Origin of the sequence: Sphingomonas sp. So64.6b, from assembly GCF_014171475.1 — a bacterium.
In the GTDB taxonomy this organism is placed as follows: Bacteria; Pseudomonadota; Alphaproteobacteria; order Sphingomonadales; family Sphingomonadaceae; genus Sphingomonas; species Sphingomonas alpina_A.
The window spans coordinates 4,467,928-4,482,054 of sequence record NZ_CP048817.1 but is presented as its reverse complement, the minus strand read 5'-3'; the positions used below and the strand labels follow the sequence as shown (position 1 = coordinate 4,482,054).

The 14,127-nt window shown below is 64.8% G+C and carries 19 protein-coding genes and 1 pseudogene; 16 read left to right on the top strand and 4 right to left on the bottom strand.

The genetic code is table 11. The features are described from left to right. The first annotated feature begins 4 nt into the window (after positions 1-4). From G4G27_RS21555 to G4G27_RS21530, 7 genes and pseudogenes are all read left to right on the top strand, one after another. On the top strand, positions 5-664 hold the full coding sequence (locus tag G4G27_RS21555; protein WP_244624454.1) for a glutathione S-transferase family protein: 660 nt from the start codon (positions 5-7) through the stop codon (positions 662-664). Positions 665-725: 61 nt separating this feature from the next. Further along, positions 726-1,070, top strand: a pseudogene (locus G4G27_RS24265) (DUF1428 domain-containing protein); the annotation flags it as partial. 42 nt (positions 1,071-1,112) lie between these two features. Next, positions 1,113-1,445 carry a DUF1428 domain-containing protein gene (locus G4G27_RS24260; protein ID WP_244624739.1) on the top strand — a complete coding sequence of 111 codons (333 nt, stop codon included), beginning with the start codon at positions 1,113-1,115 and terminating at the stop codon, positions 1,443-1,445. A gap of 34 nt (positions 1,446-1,479) precedes the next feature. Beyond that, entirely contained in the window at positions 1,480-2,265 is a 786-nt protein-coding gene (locus G4G27_RS21545; protein WP_183110525.1) for a VOC family protein, read from the top strand. A gap of 25 nt (positions 2,266-2,290) precedes the next feature. Then, entirely contained in the window at positions 2,291-2,779 is a 489-nt protein-coding gene (locus G4G27_RS21540; RefSeq protein ID WP_345940659.1) for a VOC family protein, read from the top strand. A gap of 96 nt (positions 2,780-2,875) precedes the next feature. After that, on the top strand, positions 2,876-3,538 hold the full coding sequence (locus G4G27_RS21535; RefSeq protein ID WP_183110523.1) for a dihydrofolate reductase family protein: 663 nt from the start codon (positions 2,876-2,878) through the stop codon (positions 3,536-3,538). Between the two features lie 56 nt (positions 3,539-3,594). Continuing rightward, positions 3,595-4,317, top strand: coding sequence for a DUF899 family protein (locus G4G27_RS21530; protein WP_202049613.1), 723 nt, complete (start codon positions 3,595-3,597; stop codon positions 4,315-4,317). Between the two features lie 24 nt (positions 4,318-4,341). Here G4G27_RS21530 and G4G27_RS21525 read toward each other — a convergent pair whose 3' ends face one another. Continuing rightward, a complete protein-coding gene (locus G4G27_RS21525) occupies positions 4,342-4,959 on the bottom strand; it encodes a J domain-containing protein (protein WP_244624453.1) in 618 nt (205 codons plus the stop codon). Positions 4,960-5,007: 48 nt separating this feature from the next. On the opposite strand from G4G27_RS21525, the gene G4G27_RS21520 reads away from it, so the two are divergent. The 5 genes from G4G27_RS21520 to G4G27_RS21500 all read left to right on the top strand — a co-directional run bounded on the left by G4G27_RS21520 (position 5,008) and on the right by G4G27_RS21500 (position 8,366). Then, a complete protein-coding gene (locus G4G27_RS21520; protein WP_183110521.1) occupies positions 5,008-5,316 on the top strand; it encodes a BolA family protein in 309 nt (102 codons plus the stop codon). 2 nt (positions 5,317-5,318) lie between these two features. After that, positions 5,319-6,029 carry a glutathione S-transferase gene (locus G4G27_RS21515; RefSeq protein WP_244624452.1) on the top strand — a complete coding sequence of 237 codons (711 nt, stop codon included), beginning with the start codon at positions 5,319-5,321 and terminating at the stop codon, positions 6,027-6,029. After that, a complete protein-coding gene (locus G4G27_RS21510) occupies positions 6,026-6,469 on the top strand; it encodes an NUDIX domain-containing protein (RefSeq protein ID WP_183110519.1) in 444 nt (147 codons plus the stop codon). Before G4G27_RS21515 ends, G4G27_RS21510 begins: the two co-directional genes overlap by 4 nt. Continuing rightward, a complete protein-coding gene (locus tag G4G27_RS21505) occupies positions 6,459-7,361 on the top strand; it encodes a pirin family protein (protein WP_183110518.1) in 903 nt (300 codons plus the stop codon). The genes G4G27_RS21510 and G4G27_RS21505 overlap by 11 nt, the downstream gene beginning before the upstream one ends. 120 nt (positions 7,362-7,481) lie before the next feature. After that, a complete protein-coding gene (locus G4G27_RS21500) occupies positions 7,482-8,366 on the top strand; it encodes an alpha/beta hydrolase (RefSeq protein WP_183110517.1) in 885 nt (294 codons plus the stop codon). Here the strand turns inward: G4G27_RS21500 and G4G27_RS21495 are convergent. After that, the gene (locus G4G27_RS21495) at positions 8,363-8,689 is read right to left on the bottom strand and encodes an endonuclease domain-containing protein (protein WP_244624451.1); all 327 of its coding nucleotides are present in this window, start codon (positions 8,687-8,689) and stop codon (positions 8,363-8,365) included. The two genes, G4G27_RS21500 and G4G27_RS21495, sit on opposite strands and share 4 nt — an antisense overlap. After that, positions 8,583-9,878: a DUF2332 domain-containing protein gene (locus G4G27_RS21490; RefSeq protein WP_244624450.1), complete on the bottom strand. Its 1,296-nt coding sequence runs from the start codon at positions 9,876-9,878 to the stop codon at positions 8,583-8,585. The genes G4G27_RS21495 and G4G27_RS21490 overlap by 107 nt, the downstream gene beginning before the upstream one ends. Positions 9,879-9,955: 77 nt before the next feature. Between G4G27_RS21490 and hisG the strand changes: the two genes are divergently transcribed. After that, complete coding sequence (gene hisG / locus G4G27_RS21485; protein ID WP_183113951.1) at positions 9,956-10,606, top strand: ATP phosphoribosyltransferase; 651 nt, start codon at positions 9,956-9,958, stop codon at positions 10,604-10,606. A 264-nt stretch (positions 10,607-10,870) separates the two neighbouring features. Next, positions 10,871-12,154: a histidinol dehydrogenase gene (gene hisD, locus G4G27_RS21480; RefSeq protein WP_183110515.1), complete on the top strand. Its 1,284-nt coding sequence runs from the start codon at positions 10,871-10,873 to the stop codon at positions 12,152-12,154. Here the strand turns inward: hisD and G4G27_RS21475 are convergent. Continuing rightward, positions 12,151-12,525, bottom strand: coding sequence for a hypothetical protein (locus G4G27_RS21475; RefSeq protein WP_183110514.1), 375 nt, complete (start codon positions 12,523-12,525; stop codon positions 12,151-12,153). The genes hisD and G4G27_RS21475 overlap by 4 nt on opposite strands. 107 nt (positions 12,526-12,632) lie before the next feature. On the opposite strand from G4G27_RS21475, the gene nusB reads away from it, so the two are divergent. Continuing rightward, positions 12,633-13,088 (top strand): transcription antitermination factor NusB, encoded by a 456-nt coding sequence (nusB, locus tag G4G27_RS21470; protein WP_183110513.1) that lies wholly within the window; start codon positions 12,633-12,635, stop codon positions 13,086-13,088. Positions 13,089-13,227: 139 nt separating this feature from the next. Beyond that, on the top strand, positions 13,228-14,127 hold the full coding sequence (thiL, locus tag G4G27_RS21465; RefSeq protein WP_183110512.1) for a thiamine-phosphate kinase: 900 nt from the start codon (positions 13,228-13,230) through the stop codon (positions 14,125-14,127).

Genomic DNA, 14,127 nt, shown 5'->3' with positions numbered 1-14,127 from the left:
GATGATGACTTCCCCCTCGATCGAAATCACCGCATTTCGCTGGGTGCCTGACTTCGCGCGCGGCCTGGTGCGCGACATCCGGGTGCGCTGGGCGCTGGCCAAAGCTGGGATCCCCTATCGGGTACGGCGGCTCGACGCGACCACCCAGCGCCCGGCGGACTATTTCCACGAACAGCCTTTTGGCCAGGTGCCGGTGTTCGTCGAAGGCGATCTCGGCCTGTTCGAGAGCGGCGCGATCGTGCTGCATATCGGCGAACGCAGCGACGCGCTGCTCCCCGCCGACGCGGCCGGGCGAGCCCGTGCGACCTGCTGGGTGATCGCGGCGCTCAACAGCATCGAGCCGATGATCTTCGAACTGGTCAATATCGATGTCTTCAACGCCGGCGAGCAATGGGCGGCGCTGCGCCGGCCCGAGGCGGAGCGGAAAGTGCGCGAGCGCCTGTCCCGCCTGTCGGACTGGCTTGGCGAGCAGGATTATCTCGAAGGTCGCTTCACCGTGGGCGACCTGATCATGGCCTCGGTGCTGCGCAATCTGCGTCACACCGGGCTGGTCGCCGAGCATGCCAATCTCGCCGCCTACCTCGCGCGGTGCGAAGCGAGGCCCGGATTTCAGCAAGCCCTGGCCGAACAACTGGCCGATTTCGACGAACGCGAGGCGGCCTGAACCGCCCCCGATCACCCCCCGGGTCACAAGACCATTTTCCCAAAAAACAAGGAGAGAGATGATGAGCTATATTCAAGGTTTCGTGCTTGCGGTGCCTGCGGCGAACAAGCAGGCCTATCTCGATCATGCCACCAAGTCGGTCGCGCTGTTCCGTGACTATGGCATGACCCGCATGATCGAGAATTGGGGCGACGAAGTGCCCGACGGCACGGTCACCGACTTCAAACGCGCGGTGAAGGCGAAGGCCGATGAAACCGTCCTGTTCAGCTGGCTCGAATGGCCCTCCAAGGAGGTCTACCAGGACGGCATGACGCGGATGATGGAAGACCCGCGCATGGCCGAAATGGGCGAGATGCCGTTCGACGGCAAGCGTATGATCTATGGCGGGTTCGAGCCGCTGCTCGACGACGGCCCGGGTGGATCGACCGGCTATGTCGATGGTTATCTCGTGCCGGTCGAGGCCGGTAAAAAGGACGCGTATCGCGGCATGGCGAGCAAGGCGTCGACCGTATTCCGCGACCATGGTGCGACCCGCGTGGTCGAGGCTTGGGGCGATGACGTGCCCGATGGCACGGTCACCGACTTCAAGGGCGCGGTGCAGGCCCGGGGCGACGAGCACGTGATCTTCTCCTGGGTCGAATGGCCTTCCAAGGAAACACGCGACGTTGGCATGGCCAAAGTCATGGAAGATGCGCGCATGAAGCCCGACGGCAACGCGGAGATGCCGTTCGACGGCAAGCGCATGGTCTATGGCGGCTTCGCCCCTATCCTCGACCGCTGATTCCATAACGAACGATTTCGACAGGAGAGAGACAATGACGAACCCTGAAGGTACGCCGATCTGGTACGAACTGATGACCGCCGATCCCGACGCGTCGAAAAAATTCTACGACACCGTGATCGGCTGGACGGTTGGAGACGCGCCGCCGGACGGCCAGGATTACCGCATGATCAATGTCAGCGCGGAATCGGGCGGCGGTCAGGTCGGCGGCGTGCTGCGCCTGACACCCGAAATGATCGCCGGCGGGGCCAAACCGACCTGGCTATTCTATATCGGCGTCGATGATGTCGATGCCTCGGTCGAAAAGATCGAGGCGGCCGGCGGCAGCGTGCTGATGCCCGCCTGGGACATTCCCGATATCGGCCGCATCGCGATGGTCGCCGATCCGCAGGGCATCCCCTTCTACATCATGCGCGGCGCAAGCGACCAAAGCAGCACCGCCTATGACCGGATGGGCATGGGCAAATGCAACTGGAACGAGCTCGCCACAACCGATCAGGAAGCGGCGAACGCCTTTTATGCGACGGTGTTCGGCTGGACCTATCCCGACAAGATGGAGATGCCCGGCATGGGCGATTATGTCTTCGTCGCGGTCGGCGACCAGACCATCGGCGCGACCATGAACCGGCAGCCCGACGGCCCGCCGCCCGCCTGGCAATTCTATTTCCGCGCGCCCGATATCGAAGTCGCGGCGCAGAAGGTGAAGGACGGTGGCGGCACCGTTCATGCCGGGCCGATGGAAGTCCCCGGCGGCGATCGCATCATCGTCGCCAGTGACCCGCACGGCGTGATGTTCGGTGTCGTTGGACCGGGACAATAAAGCGAGACCAGCAAGGAGAACGATGATGAACAAGATCTCACCATGTCTGTGGTTCAACCACAATGCCCAGGAAGCTGCTGAATTCTACGCCGCGACTTTCCCCGATTCGAGCGTCGATGCGATCAATCTCGCGCCGGGCGACAATCCCTCCGGCAAGGAAGGCGCTGCGCTGACGGTCGAGTTCACGGTGCTCGGCATGAAGTTCCTCGGCCTGAACGGCGGCGATATGTTCAAGTTCGACGAAGCCGTATCCTTCCTGATCCTTACCGACAACCAGGAGGAGACCGACCGCTATTGGAACGCAATCGTCGATGGCGGCGGTCAGGAAAGCATGTGCGGCTGGTGCAAGGACAAGTTCGGTCTGTCCTGGCAAATCACCCCGCGCGCATTGCTGGATGCAACGACCAGTCCGGACCGGGCGGCGGCCAAGCGCGCGATGGATGCGATGATGAAGATGCGCAAGATCGACATCGCCGCGATCGATCGCGCCTTCGCCGGCGAAGTGGTCGCTTAGAAAGGCGACCGGCATCGTCGCTTTACGCCGCAACGTCCCTCCCCCGCCACGCGGGGGAGGGAAGCTCCCCGGGCATCCTTTTCGAAAGAGATCATCATGCGCAAGATCATCGCAGGCGTCTTCCAGTCGCTCGACGGCGTCAAGCAGGCGCCCGGGGGGCCGAGCGAGGATCCGACCGGCGCCTTCACGCTGGGCGGCTGGTCGTTCACCTTCTGGGACGAGGTGATGGGCGACTATATGGACGGCGTGATCGGCGGCGACTTCGATCTGCTGCTCGGCCGCAAGACCTATGAGATCTTCGCCGCGCACTGGCCGTTCATGACCGACGACCCGATCGGCGAGAAATTCGACAAGATCGCCAAATATGTCGTCACCTCCTCGACCGAACCACTGACCTGGAACAATTCGCATGCGATCAACGGCGACGCCGCCGCCGGTATCGCCAGGCTCAAGGCAAGCGATGGGCCCGACCTGCTGATCCAGGGCAGTTCGAAACTCTACCCCGCCCTGATCGAGGCGGGGCTGATCGACCAGCTGTTCCTGATGACCTTCCCGGTCGTGCTCGGCGGCGGCAAGCGCGTGTTCGAGAACGGCGTGAAAGCGGGCGCACTCAAGCTGGTCGATCACCGCGTATCGACCACCGGGGTGATCATCGCGACTTATGAACCCGCCGGCCCGGTGCCGACCGGTTCCTTTGCGATGCCCGAGCCCAACGAGCTAGAGCGTGCGCGCCAGGAACGGATGAAGCGGGAGGGATAATCGAAAAGGGGGATCACGCGGTGATGCACCGCACGCTGCATCACAGGAGAGATATGATGCCGATCGAACACCTCACCTTCCCGAACGAGACCGAAAACTACCGCATTGCACGCAATGCCTTGCTCGAAGACGAACGCGCGCTCCGCCGCCAGATCGAGGCGGTCGCGGCGAAGCGCCGTGCCCTCCCGCCTGGTGGGGAAGTCCGCGAGAATTATGTGTTCGAGCGCCTCGACACCAACGGCATGCCGGAGAAAGTCGCACTCGCGGATCTGTTCGGCGATCACGATAGCCTTGCGCTCTACAGCTTCATGTACGGCCCGGACCGTGACGCACCCTGCACCGGCTGCACCCATACACTCGACAGCTGGGATGGGGTCGCGCGCCACGCCCGGCAACGCCTGCCCTTCTATATCGTCGCGAAATCGCCTCTTGCCCGGCTGCTGGCCCTGGCCCGCGAGCGCGGCTGGAATCACCTCCAATTCCTCTCCACCGCCGGTAATGATTATGATCGCGACTATTTCGGCGATTCGCTCGCCCTGACGCCGGCGATGCGCGTGCAGCAGGATTTCAAACCCGGTGTGGAATGGGACATGCCGATACTCAATGTCTTCCGGAAAGATGGCGACAAGGTCCGCCATTTCTGGGGCAGCGAATTGCTTTACGTGCCGCCCGAGCCCGGCCAGGAATATCGGCACAACGACCTGCTCGACCCGCTCTGGGCCCTGTTCGACACCACGCCGGAAGGGCGCGGCGATTTCGAACCCAAGCTCGCTTATTGAGTATCACTGGCCGCGATAACGGGATCAAGCGAACGCGGCTGCGCTCTTCAGCTGGGTATAGGCCGCGATCACGTCCTGCAGTGCCTTTTCGTAGCTGCGATCCCCACCGTTACGGTCGGGATGATATTTCCGCACCAGCTCGGCATAGCGCGTCCTGAGACCGCGGCGATCGACATCGGTCCCCAGCCCGAGCACTTTCAGCGCGCGCCGGTCGCTCTCCGACAGAGTCCGCCCATCGGCGCGGGGCGCTTCGGCCGCGCGCTTGAACCTCGCGCCGATCGCGTCGAGCGGGTCGCGGAAATCGGCCCAGGTCGGCGGGCGGTCGGCACCGGAATGCGCAAAGGCGCGCGTCTCGCGCTCCCATCCCGCGAACGGACGCTGGGCATCATGAATTTCGTCGGCGCTCATCCCGTTGAAGAAATTGTAGCGCGCATTGAACGCCCGGACATGGTCGAGGCAAAACCAGCGATACGGCCGCGGGCCGTCGCTGCCGTTGGGACCGTCGAGCGCGGGTGCGCGGAATTCGCCCGGCTCGTGGCAGCCCGGCTCGGCGCATTCCCTGCCCGTCCCTTCGACCCGGCCGTGAAAGCGTATGCCCGGCCGGTCCCTCTTTTCACTTTCGTCCGCCTTCTTCTCACTCACAGCGCCACGCGGCTCCCCGAACGTCCAAAAACCGCCTATATAGGATCGATGACCAATCTCGCCACCGGCCCCGCCACCCAATCCGCCACCCCCTCGGTCGCCGCGGAAATCACCGCCCGCCTGACCGATGCACTCGCGCCGTCGCATCTCGACGTGAGCAACGACAGCGCGCAGCATGCCGGTCATATGGGCGATGACGGTACCGGCGAGTCCCATTTCTCCGTCACCGTCGAAAGCCGCGCGTTCATCGGCCTGTCCCGGGTTCAGCGACAACGCCTGGTCAACCAGGCATTGGCGGATTTGCTGAGGGACCGAATCCACGCCCTTGCGATCCGCGCAAGGGCGCCGGGAGAATGACCGTGCAATACGGACTCTGGTATTGGCCATCTATTCAGGGGCGCGGCGAATTCATCCGCTTGCCGCTCGAGGCCGCGGGGATCGACTATGTCGATTGCGCGCGGGTCAACGGCGCGGACGCACTGGTCGCGAACATGAAGGCCAATGCCGAGGCGCGCGGCCCGTTCGCACCACCCTATCTCGAACTCGACGGCATGCTGATTGCGCAGGTCGCCAACATCCTGATGTTTCTCGGCGAGCGGCACCAGCTCGCACCGTCGAACATGGCCGAGCGACTGTGGCTCAATGAGCTGCAGCTGACCATCGCGGACCTCGTCGCCGAAGCACATAATGTCCATCACCCGGTCGATATGGCGGCCTATTACGAAGATCAGAAAGACGCGGCACTGACCGCGGCGACCGCGTTCCGTAACGCGCGGATGCCGAAATTCCTGCGTTATTTCGAACTCGCGATCGATTCGGCCCCGGGCGAATGGCTGATCGATCATCGCTGGACCTATGCCGACACGTCACTGTTCCAAATGGTCGCGGGGCTGCGCTACATGTTCCCGCGGCGCATGGCGGCAATTGAACGGGATTATCCCGGCGTCATCCGCATTCACGATCAGGTCGCCGACTTGCCCGGGATCAAGGCCTATCTGAAGAGCGACCGCCGGCTGCCGTTCAGCGAGGAAGGCATTTTCCGCCATTATCCGGAGCTCGACGACGAATGAGCGCACTCGCCGAACGGCCCGCCGCGCGTATCCTGTTGACCGACGACCAGAACCGCGTGCTCCTGTTCCGCTTCGACGCGGGCGACCGGCCGCCTTTCTGGGCGACACCGGGCGGCGCGATCGATCCGGGCGAAAGCTTCGCCGGTGCCGCGCGTCGCGAGTTACGCGAGGAAACCGGGCTCGATCTCGACTGTGGCGAAGAAGTGCATCGCCGCACGGTTACCTTCACGACGCTGGAGGATGTGCCGGTGATCGCGGAGGAACGCTATTTTCGCGTGCATGCCGGCGCCTGTACGATCGACACCGGCGGCCATACCGAACTCGAACGCCGTGTGATGCAGCAGCATCGCTGGTTCGCGCGCGGCGAACTGGCGACCTGGCCCGAGACGATCTTCCCCGAAGATCTGACCACAATCCTGGAGCAAAGCGATGACCAATGACGATCTGATCCTGCAGACCATCACCCCGGTCACGCACGACCTTGGCGGGTTCAAGGTCCATCGCACCCTTCCCTCCAAACCACGCACGATGGTCGGCCCATTCCTGTTCTTCGATCAGATGGGCCCGGCGCATCTGAGTGTCGGAGAGGGCATCGATGTGCGGCCGCACCCGCATATCAACCTCGCCACGGTGACCTATCTGTTCGGCGGCAGCATCGACCATCGCGATTCGATCGGCACCTTCGCGACGATCGAACCGGGCGCGGTCAATCTGATGACCGCCGGGCATGGCATCGTCCATTCCGAACGCTCGCCCAGCGCGAAACGTGCGATCGGCCCGGAATTGTCGGGCATCCAGACCTGGATCGCTCTCCCCGAAAAAAATGAGGAGATGGACCCGGCGTTCGAACATGTCGAAAAAGCCGCTTTGCCGGTGGTCGAAACCAAAAATGCCCGGGCGCGGGTCGTGATGGGCAGCCTGTGGGGCGCATCGGCACCGACCACCACTTATGCCGAGACGATCTACGCCGACATCGTGCTCGACGCCGGGGGCAGCGTGCCGATCGACGCGGGGGCCGATGAACGCGCCCTTTATGTCGCACTCGGCGAGGCGAGCCTCGACGGCATGACACTCGAGCCGATGACGCTTTACGTGCTCAAACCCGGCATTGCCGCGACCTTGCGTTCGGCCAGCGGCGGCCGCGTCATGCTGTGCGGCGGCGAGGCCTTTGCGACGCCGCGCCATATCTGGTGGAACTTCGTCTCCTCGGACCGCGAGCGGATCAACGAGGCCAAGCGCGCCTGGAAGGCCGGCGAATTCCCCAAAGTGCCCGGCGACGACAAGGAATGGATCCCGATTCCGGAGATTCCGCTGACGGTGAGTTATCCGTAGACTTCTCCCCTCCCGCTTGCGGGAGGGGTTGGGGGTGAGCTCGCGCTAACGACTAACGATACCGCTTGAGGAGAGGTGGGCCCACCCCTACCCCTCCCGCCAGCGGGAGGGGAAAGAGTGATGAATGCCTTCGACCTGCAACAAATAAACCTCCCCACCGGCGTCACGCTCGACGTCGCGGTCGCCGGCGATCCCGCCAATCCGGCGATCATCCTGCTTCACGGTTTCCCCGAATCGCACCGCACCTGGCGCCACCAGATTCCCGAACTGGCGAAAACGCATTTCGTGCTCGCGCCCGATCAGCGCGGTTTCGCCCGCTCGTCCAAGCCGGCCGAGGTGAGCGATTATACCCCGGACAAGATGGTCGGCGACCTGGTCGCGCTGGCCGATCATTTCGCGATCGGGACATTCACTTTGGTCGGTCATGACTGGGGCGGCGCGATCGCGTGGATGGCGGCGCTAACCCGGCCCGACCGGGTCGAGCGGCTGATCATCATCAACGCGCCGCACCCGTTCGTCTTCCAGAAGACGATGTTCGACGATCTCGGCCAGCGCGAGGCGAGCCAGTATATCCGCGCCTTCCGCAATCCCGAGTTCGAGAAATATATCGACGGCATCGGGCTCAGCGCCTTTTTCGACGGTAGTTTCCTGCGCCACACCGACTTCGCCAATGTCGCCGACGAAAAGCCGATCTATCTCGACCAATGGGATCAGCCCGGCGCGATGACCGCGATGCTCAACTGGTACCGCGCCAGCGCGATCGTCGTGCCCGAAATGCACGAAACGCCCGAACGTCCGGCATTCCTCGACGCGCCCTTCCCGCCGGTAAAGCAGCCCACATTGGTGATCTGGGGCCTGAAGGACGCGGCATTGCTGCCGAGCCAGCTTGAGGGACTCGACACACTGGTGCCCGACATGACGCTGGTGAAGGTCGATGCGGGGCATTTCGTGCCGTGGGAAGCGCCCGAGGCAGTGACCCGCGCGATCCTCGGCTGGCTAAGCTAAAATTCCTCCCCCGCAGGGGGAGGGGGACCATCCGAAGGATGGTGGAGGGGGCCGCCGCGCGCGTTGACGGTAGCGATGATGTACCGAACGACAGCATCAAGATCACGGAGTATATCCACAGCATTGATCCGCAGCGTTCGGACGCCGCGCATCGTCAGCCAGGCGTCGCGCACTTCATCCCGCTCGGGCCGATCGCCGCGATTATGCGTCTCACCATCAACTTCGATCGCCAGCTTCGCCGCGTCGCAATAGAAATCCAGCGAATATGGCCCCGCCGGATGTTGCCGCCGGAACTTCGCACCGTCCGGCTGTTTGCGCAGCACCTGCCATAGCAACACCTCCGGCAAGCTCATCTCGCGGCGTAGTTTCTTCGCACGCTTGATCGATTCCGTCGGGCCGGTGAGCTTCACCGCGATCCCCTCCACCCCTCGCCTTCGGCTCGCGGTCCCCTCCCCTCCGGGGAGGATTTGAGAAAGGCTCCACCCAGGCCCCATGCGCTTGCACATTGGCCAGCAGCACGCCTTTCGCAAAGCCCGGCCAACTCTGTACCCAGACCTGTTGCTGCGCGGTATTGCGGTTGGGCTCCATTCGCACCCACGCGAGCGGCCGTTCCGCCGTCGCGGCGGCACCCGCCGCCTGCATCGCTGCCTCGATCCGCGCCTGGCGCTCGGCACCGAGATATTGCCACACCACCGAATGCATCAGCACGCGCGTGACACCTACTGTCTGCGGCTCGGCCAGCCGGGCCTCGACCCAGTCGGCAGCATCGCCCTGCACCATGTCGACCGGCCGCTTCGCGATCATCGCGATCGCGCGCGACAGGCGCTCGGTGCGCTCGGGATTGTCGGCCCAGATATAGGCGCGCAGCCGGTCCGCCGCTTTCGGGTCGGTCACATCGACCGGCTGGATCTCGACGCCGCGCACCGACACGATCTCGACCGGCACCAGCGACGGCGGGGCGCCGCGCCATTCTGGACGGATCGTCACCGACGAATCGGCCGGCCCGATCATCGTCCCGCCAAGATCGAAGCGAAAGCGGTCGATCAGCAGGTTGAGACCTGCGCTCGACCCGATCTCGAGCAGATCGAGCTTTGCTCCATGGCGCCGCGCCACTTCGATCAGGCCCGTCATCAAGGCGGCCGATCGGCCCGCTTCGTTGGTCTGTGGCGGGCCATCGAGCCACGGATAAACCACCGCGTCATGCGTGGCGAAGCTCTCGCGCAAGATGCGCTGCACGGTGTCGGGATCGACGATCTCTCCTGCGAACACGCGCGAAAGCGCCGGTGCGACACCAGCCAGGTCAAGCGAATGCAGGCCGCCGACCAGCCTCAGCGGCAAGGCGTCGGTGGTCGGCTCACCCGGCCAGTCGAGCACTCGCGCGCCGGTTTTCGTGTCCCGGTCGAGGCTCTCCGCAAGCGCGGCGCAGATCCGCGCGGTGATCGGCGCGCCCATGACGGTGCAGAAATGCTCCTGAATCACGAATGCGCCGCGATTATTCTGCTCGTCCGCCATACCCGCCTCCATTTTGGCGGCGTTGTTGCGCCCGCGAAGGACCCCAAGTAAAGCCCCGCTCGACCATGGCCGCACCAATCATCCCCCCCTTGATCATCGCCGTCCCCAAGGGACGCATCCTGGCCGAGGCCATACCGTTATTGCGGCACGCCGGGATCGAACCCGAGCCGGCCTTTTCCGACGAGGACAGCCGTGCGTTGCGCTTCGCGACGAGCAATCCCGGCATCGACCTGATCCGGGTCCGTGCGTTCGATGTCGCGACCTTCGTAGCGCATGGTGCGGCGCAGCTCGGCATCGTCGGATCCGACGTGCTGGCGGAATTCGACTATTCCGAACTGTACGCGCCCGTCGATCTCGGCATCGGCCATTGCCGCCTGTCGGTTGCCGAGCCCGCCGCGCTGGCGGCGAGCGACGATCCACGCGGCTGGAGCCATGTGCGCATCGCGACCAAATATCCGCACGTGACGCGCGCGCATTTCGAGGCACGCGGCGTACAGGCGGAATGCGTCAAGTTGAACGGCGCAATGGAACTGGCGCCGCTACTCGGCCTGGCCCCGCGGATCGTCGACCTGGTGTCGTCGGGCCGCACGCTCAAGGAAAACGGCCTGGTCGAGGTCGAGGTGATCGCCGAGGTCACCAGCCGCCTGATCGTCAACCGTGCCGCATTCAAGACCCGCGCGGAAATCGTGCCGCTGGTCGAGGCCTTCCGGCGCGCGGTGGCGGGATGAGTAATCCTGCCCTTCTTCCAACCCCTCCCTTTCAAGAGTTCGGCAGCAGCCCTGTCCCCCAGACAGGGCCAAGAGCCGCCGAACTGGGCAAGGGGTGGGTCAGCGGCTCGCAGGGGTCGATCCCCTGCGCGGCGCTTCGGGCTGGGCGCGACGATTCTTTTGGGCGCGCAGACGCGCGCACCCACCCAGTTCGGCAGCAGCCCTGTCCCCCCGACAGGGCCAAGGGCCGCCGAACTCCCTCCCTTGAAAGGGAGGGGCTTTAAAATGCAGCGCCTCTCCACTTCCGATCCCGGCTTCGACCGCGACTTCGCCACCCTGGTCAACGCGCGCCGCGAGGCCGACGCCGATGTCGCGCGCGACGTGCGCACGATCGTCGCCAGCGTCCGCGACGAGGGTGACGCCGCGCTCGCCGCCTTCACCAAAAAATTCGATCATCACGACCTGAACGAAACCGGCTGGCGAATCGAAAAAGCCGAATGGATCGCGGCCTATGAGGGCCTCGACCCGCCTTTGCGCGAAGCACTCGACCTCGCCGCCGCGCGCATCGCGGCCTATCACGAGAAGCAGAGACCGGCAGACAGCGACACCACAGACAGCGCCGGCGTCCGCCTCGGCGCGCGGTGGAATGCGATCCAGAATGCCGGCATCTACATCCCCGGCGGCCGCGCGGCCTATCCCTCGTCGGTGCTGATGAACGCGATCCCCGCCAAGGTCGCCGGCGTCGAACGGCTGGTCATGGTCACGCCGACCCCGGACGGCGAGATTAACCCGCTGGTGCTGGCCGCCGCGCACATCGCCGGGGTTGACGAGATCTGGCGCGTCGGCGGGGCGCAGGCGATCGCCGCGCTTGCCTATGGCACCGGGCGGATCGCCGCGGTCGATGTGATCACCGGCCCGGGCAACGCCTGGGTCGCCGAGGCCAAGCGCCAGCTTTATGGCGTGGTCGGCATCGACATGGTCGCGGGACCGTCGGAGATCGTCGTCGTGGCAGATGGCCGCAACGACCCCGACTGGATCGCCGCCGACCTGCTCAGCCAGGCCGAGCATGACCCGACCAGCCAGTCGATCCTGTTCACCGACGACGCGGCCTTTGCCGAGCGTGTCGCCGATGCGGTCGACTTGCAAATCGGCCAGTTGTCCACTGCCCGAGTCGCGCGCGATAGCTGGGACGCGAACGGCGCAATCATCGTCACCGCCGATTTGATCGAGGCAATGCCACTGGTCGACCGCCTCGCGCCCGAGCATCTTGAACTGGCGTGCGACGATCCGCAGACGCTGTTCGACCGGGTGCGCCATGCCGGATCGGTATTCCTCGGCCGCCACACGCCCGAGGCGATCGGCGATTATGTCGCGGGGCCGAACCATGTGCTGCCGACCGGCAGGCGCGCGCGCTTCGCCAGCGGCCTGTCGGTGCTCGATTTCATGAAGCGCACCAGTTTCCTGCAATGCGATGAAGCGGCATTGGCCGCGATCGGTCCGGCGGCGGTTGCGCTGGCCGAGGCCGAGGGACTGCCGGCGCATGCGAAGTCGGTGGCGCTGCGGCTTTAGGGCCTGGTGGCGAGTAGCTGCCCTGGAACGAAGGGCCAGTCTTTCCGCCGATCCGATTTGAGCAGGCGGTCGATCGCCCGGGCATTCGACCCATCGATCGATGTGCTGAAGCGCTCCGGCCCACCGAAAAGGATGAAACGCGACCGTTCGCCGACTCGATCGAAAAACAGGTCGCAACTGTCGTTGGCCTCGATCAGAAACTCGTCTTGCCGACTTCCTTTGAACATGCGCACGGCCCGCACACGTGCAGGACTGACTCCTGCCACCTCGGCTTCGATGACTTCTCCATCGAAGATGGCAGTAGCCTCCTCCACCACCCGGCGCGCCGCAGCACTATTTTCTGCCCAGGTCGGCTCATGATCGACGACCACTGAGCAGCCAAAGGCAGGTGCGATTGGGACGCACCCCCACAACAGGATCGACGCAATCGTGATTTGACGCTTTGCCATAAGCGGTGAACCTACCTATCTGGCGGTCAATGTCGAGAACCGCCCCCCGTTCAAAGGCCCGCTCCGCCGCGCGCCTCGCCGCCGCCCAAGCACTCTATCAGCATGAGATGGAGGGCACCAAGATTCCGCAGCTGCTCCATGAATTCCATCAGCACCGGCTCGGCGCGACGATCGAGGACGCGGAATATGCCGAGGCCGATGTCGATTTCTTCGACGATGTGGTGAAGGGCACGCACGCGCGGCTGGAGGAAATCGACCTGGCGATCGCGGCCAAGCTCGCCAAGGGCTGGAGCATGGCGCGGCTCGACAAGTCGATGCGCGCGATCCTGCGCGCGGGGACCTATGAATTGATGGCGCGGGTCGATGTGCCGGCGCCAACGGTGATCACCGAATATGTCGATGTGGCGCACGCATTCTTCGACAAGCGCGAAGCCGGTTTCGTGAATGGATTGCTCGATGCGATCGCGAAAGACGTCCGCCCTTAATCCTCCCCGGCACGGGGAGGGGGACCGTTCGCTTCTTCAGCGAATGGTGGAGGGGGATTTCCCCAAGCGTCACGTTGCCGGCTCACCCCCTCCACCAGCTTCGCTGGTCCCCCTCCCCGTGCCGGGGAGGATTTGAAGCGTGACCGAAGCCGACTTCCTCACACTCCTCCGCACGCTTCCACTCCATCCCGGCGCGCAGGGCCTGACCGACGACACCGCCACTCTCGGCCCCTACATCCTCACCACCGACACGATCGTCGAGACGATCCATTTCCTCGCCACCGATCCTCCGCAGGACATTGCCTGGAAGCTGGTCGCGACCAACCTGTCCGACCTCGCCGCCAAAGGCGCGACGCCGGTCGGCGTGCTGCTCAACTATCCTCTGAGCGATACCGCCTGGGACAGGGCGTTCCTCGCCGGCTTGGGTCGCGCCCTAGAAAACTTCGATACTCCCCTGCTCGGCGGCGACACCGTTTCGCTCCCCAAAGGCGCGCCGCGCGTGCTGACCCTGACCGCGATCGGCACCGATGCCGCCGCGCCGCCGCGTTCGGGCGCCAGGGCCGGCGATGCGCTCTACGTCACCGGCACAATCGGCGATGCCGGTTCCGGCCTTACCATCGCCCAGGGCAAGCCAGGGCCCGCCGAGCTGCTCGCCGCCTATCGCCGCCCCCAGCCGCGCATCGCCGATGGCCGTCTACTCGGGCGTTATGCGCATGCCATGATGGATGTGTCGGACGGGCTGCTGATCGACGCGCGGCGCATGGCCGATGCATCGGGGCTGGCAGTGACGATCGACCTTGCCGCCGTGCCGCTCTCCGCCGCCTATCTTGGCTTTGCCGGGGACAGTCGCACGGCCCGGCTCGCCGCGGCGACAGCGGGCGATGACTATCAATTGCTGTTCGCCGCTTCGCCCGACAAGGCGCCGCCGGTGCCCGCGCGGCGTATCGGCCGGTTCGATCCCGGTGCCGGCCTGATCCTCCATGACGGGGGCGATGTCCTGCCGCTTCCGGGCAGACTCGGATTCCAGCACGACCTTTGA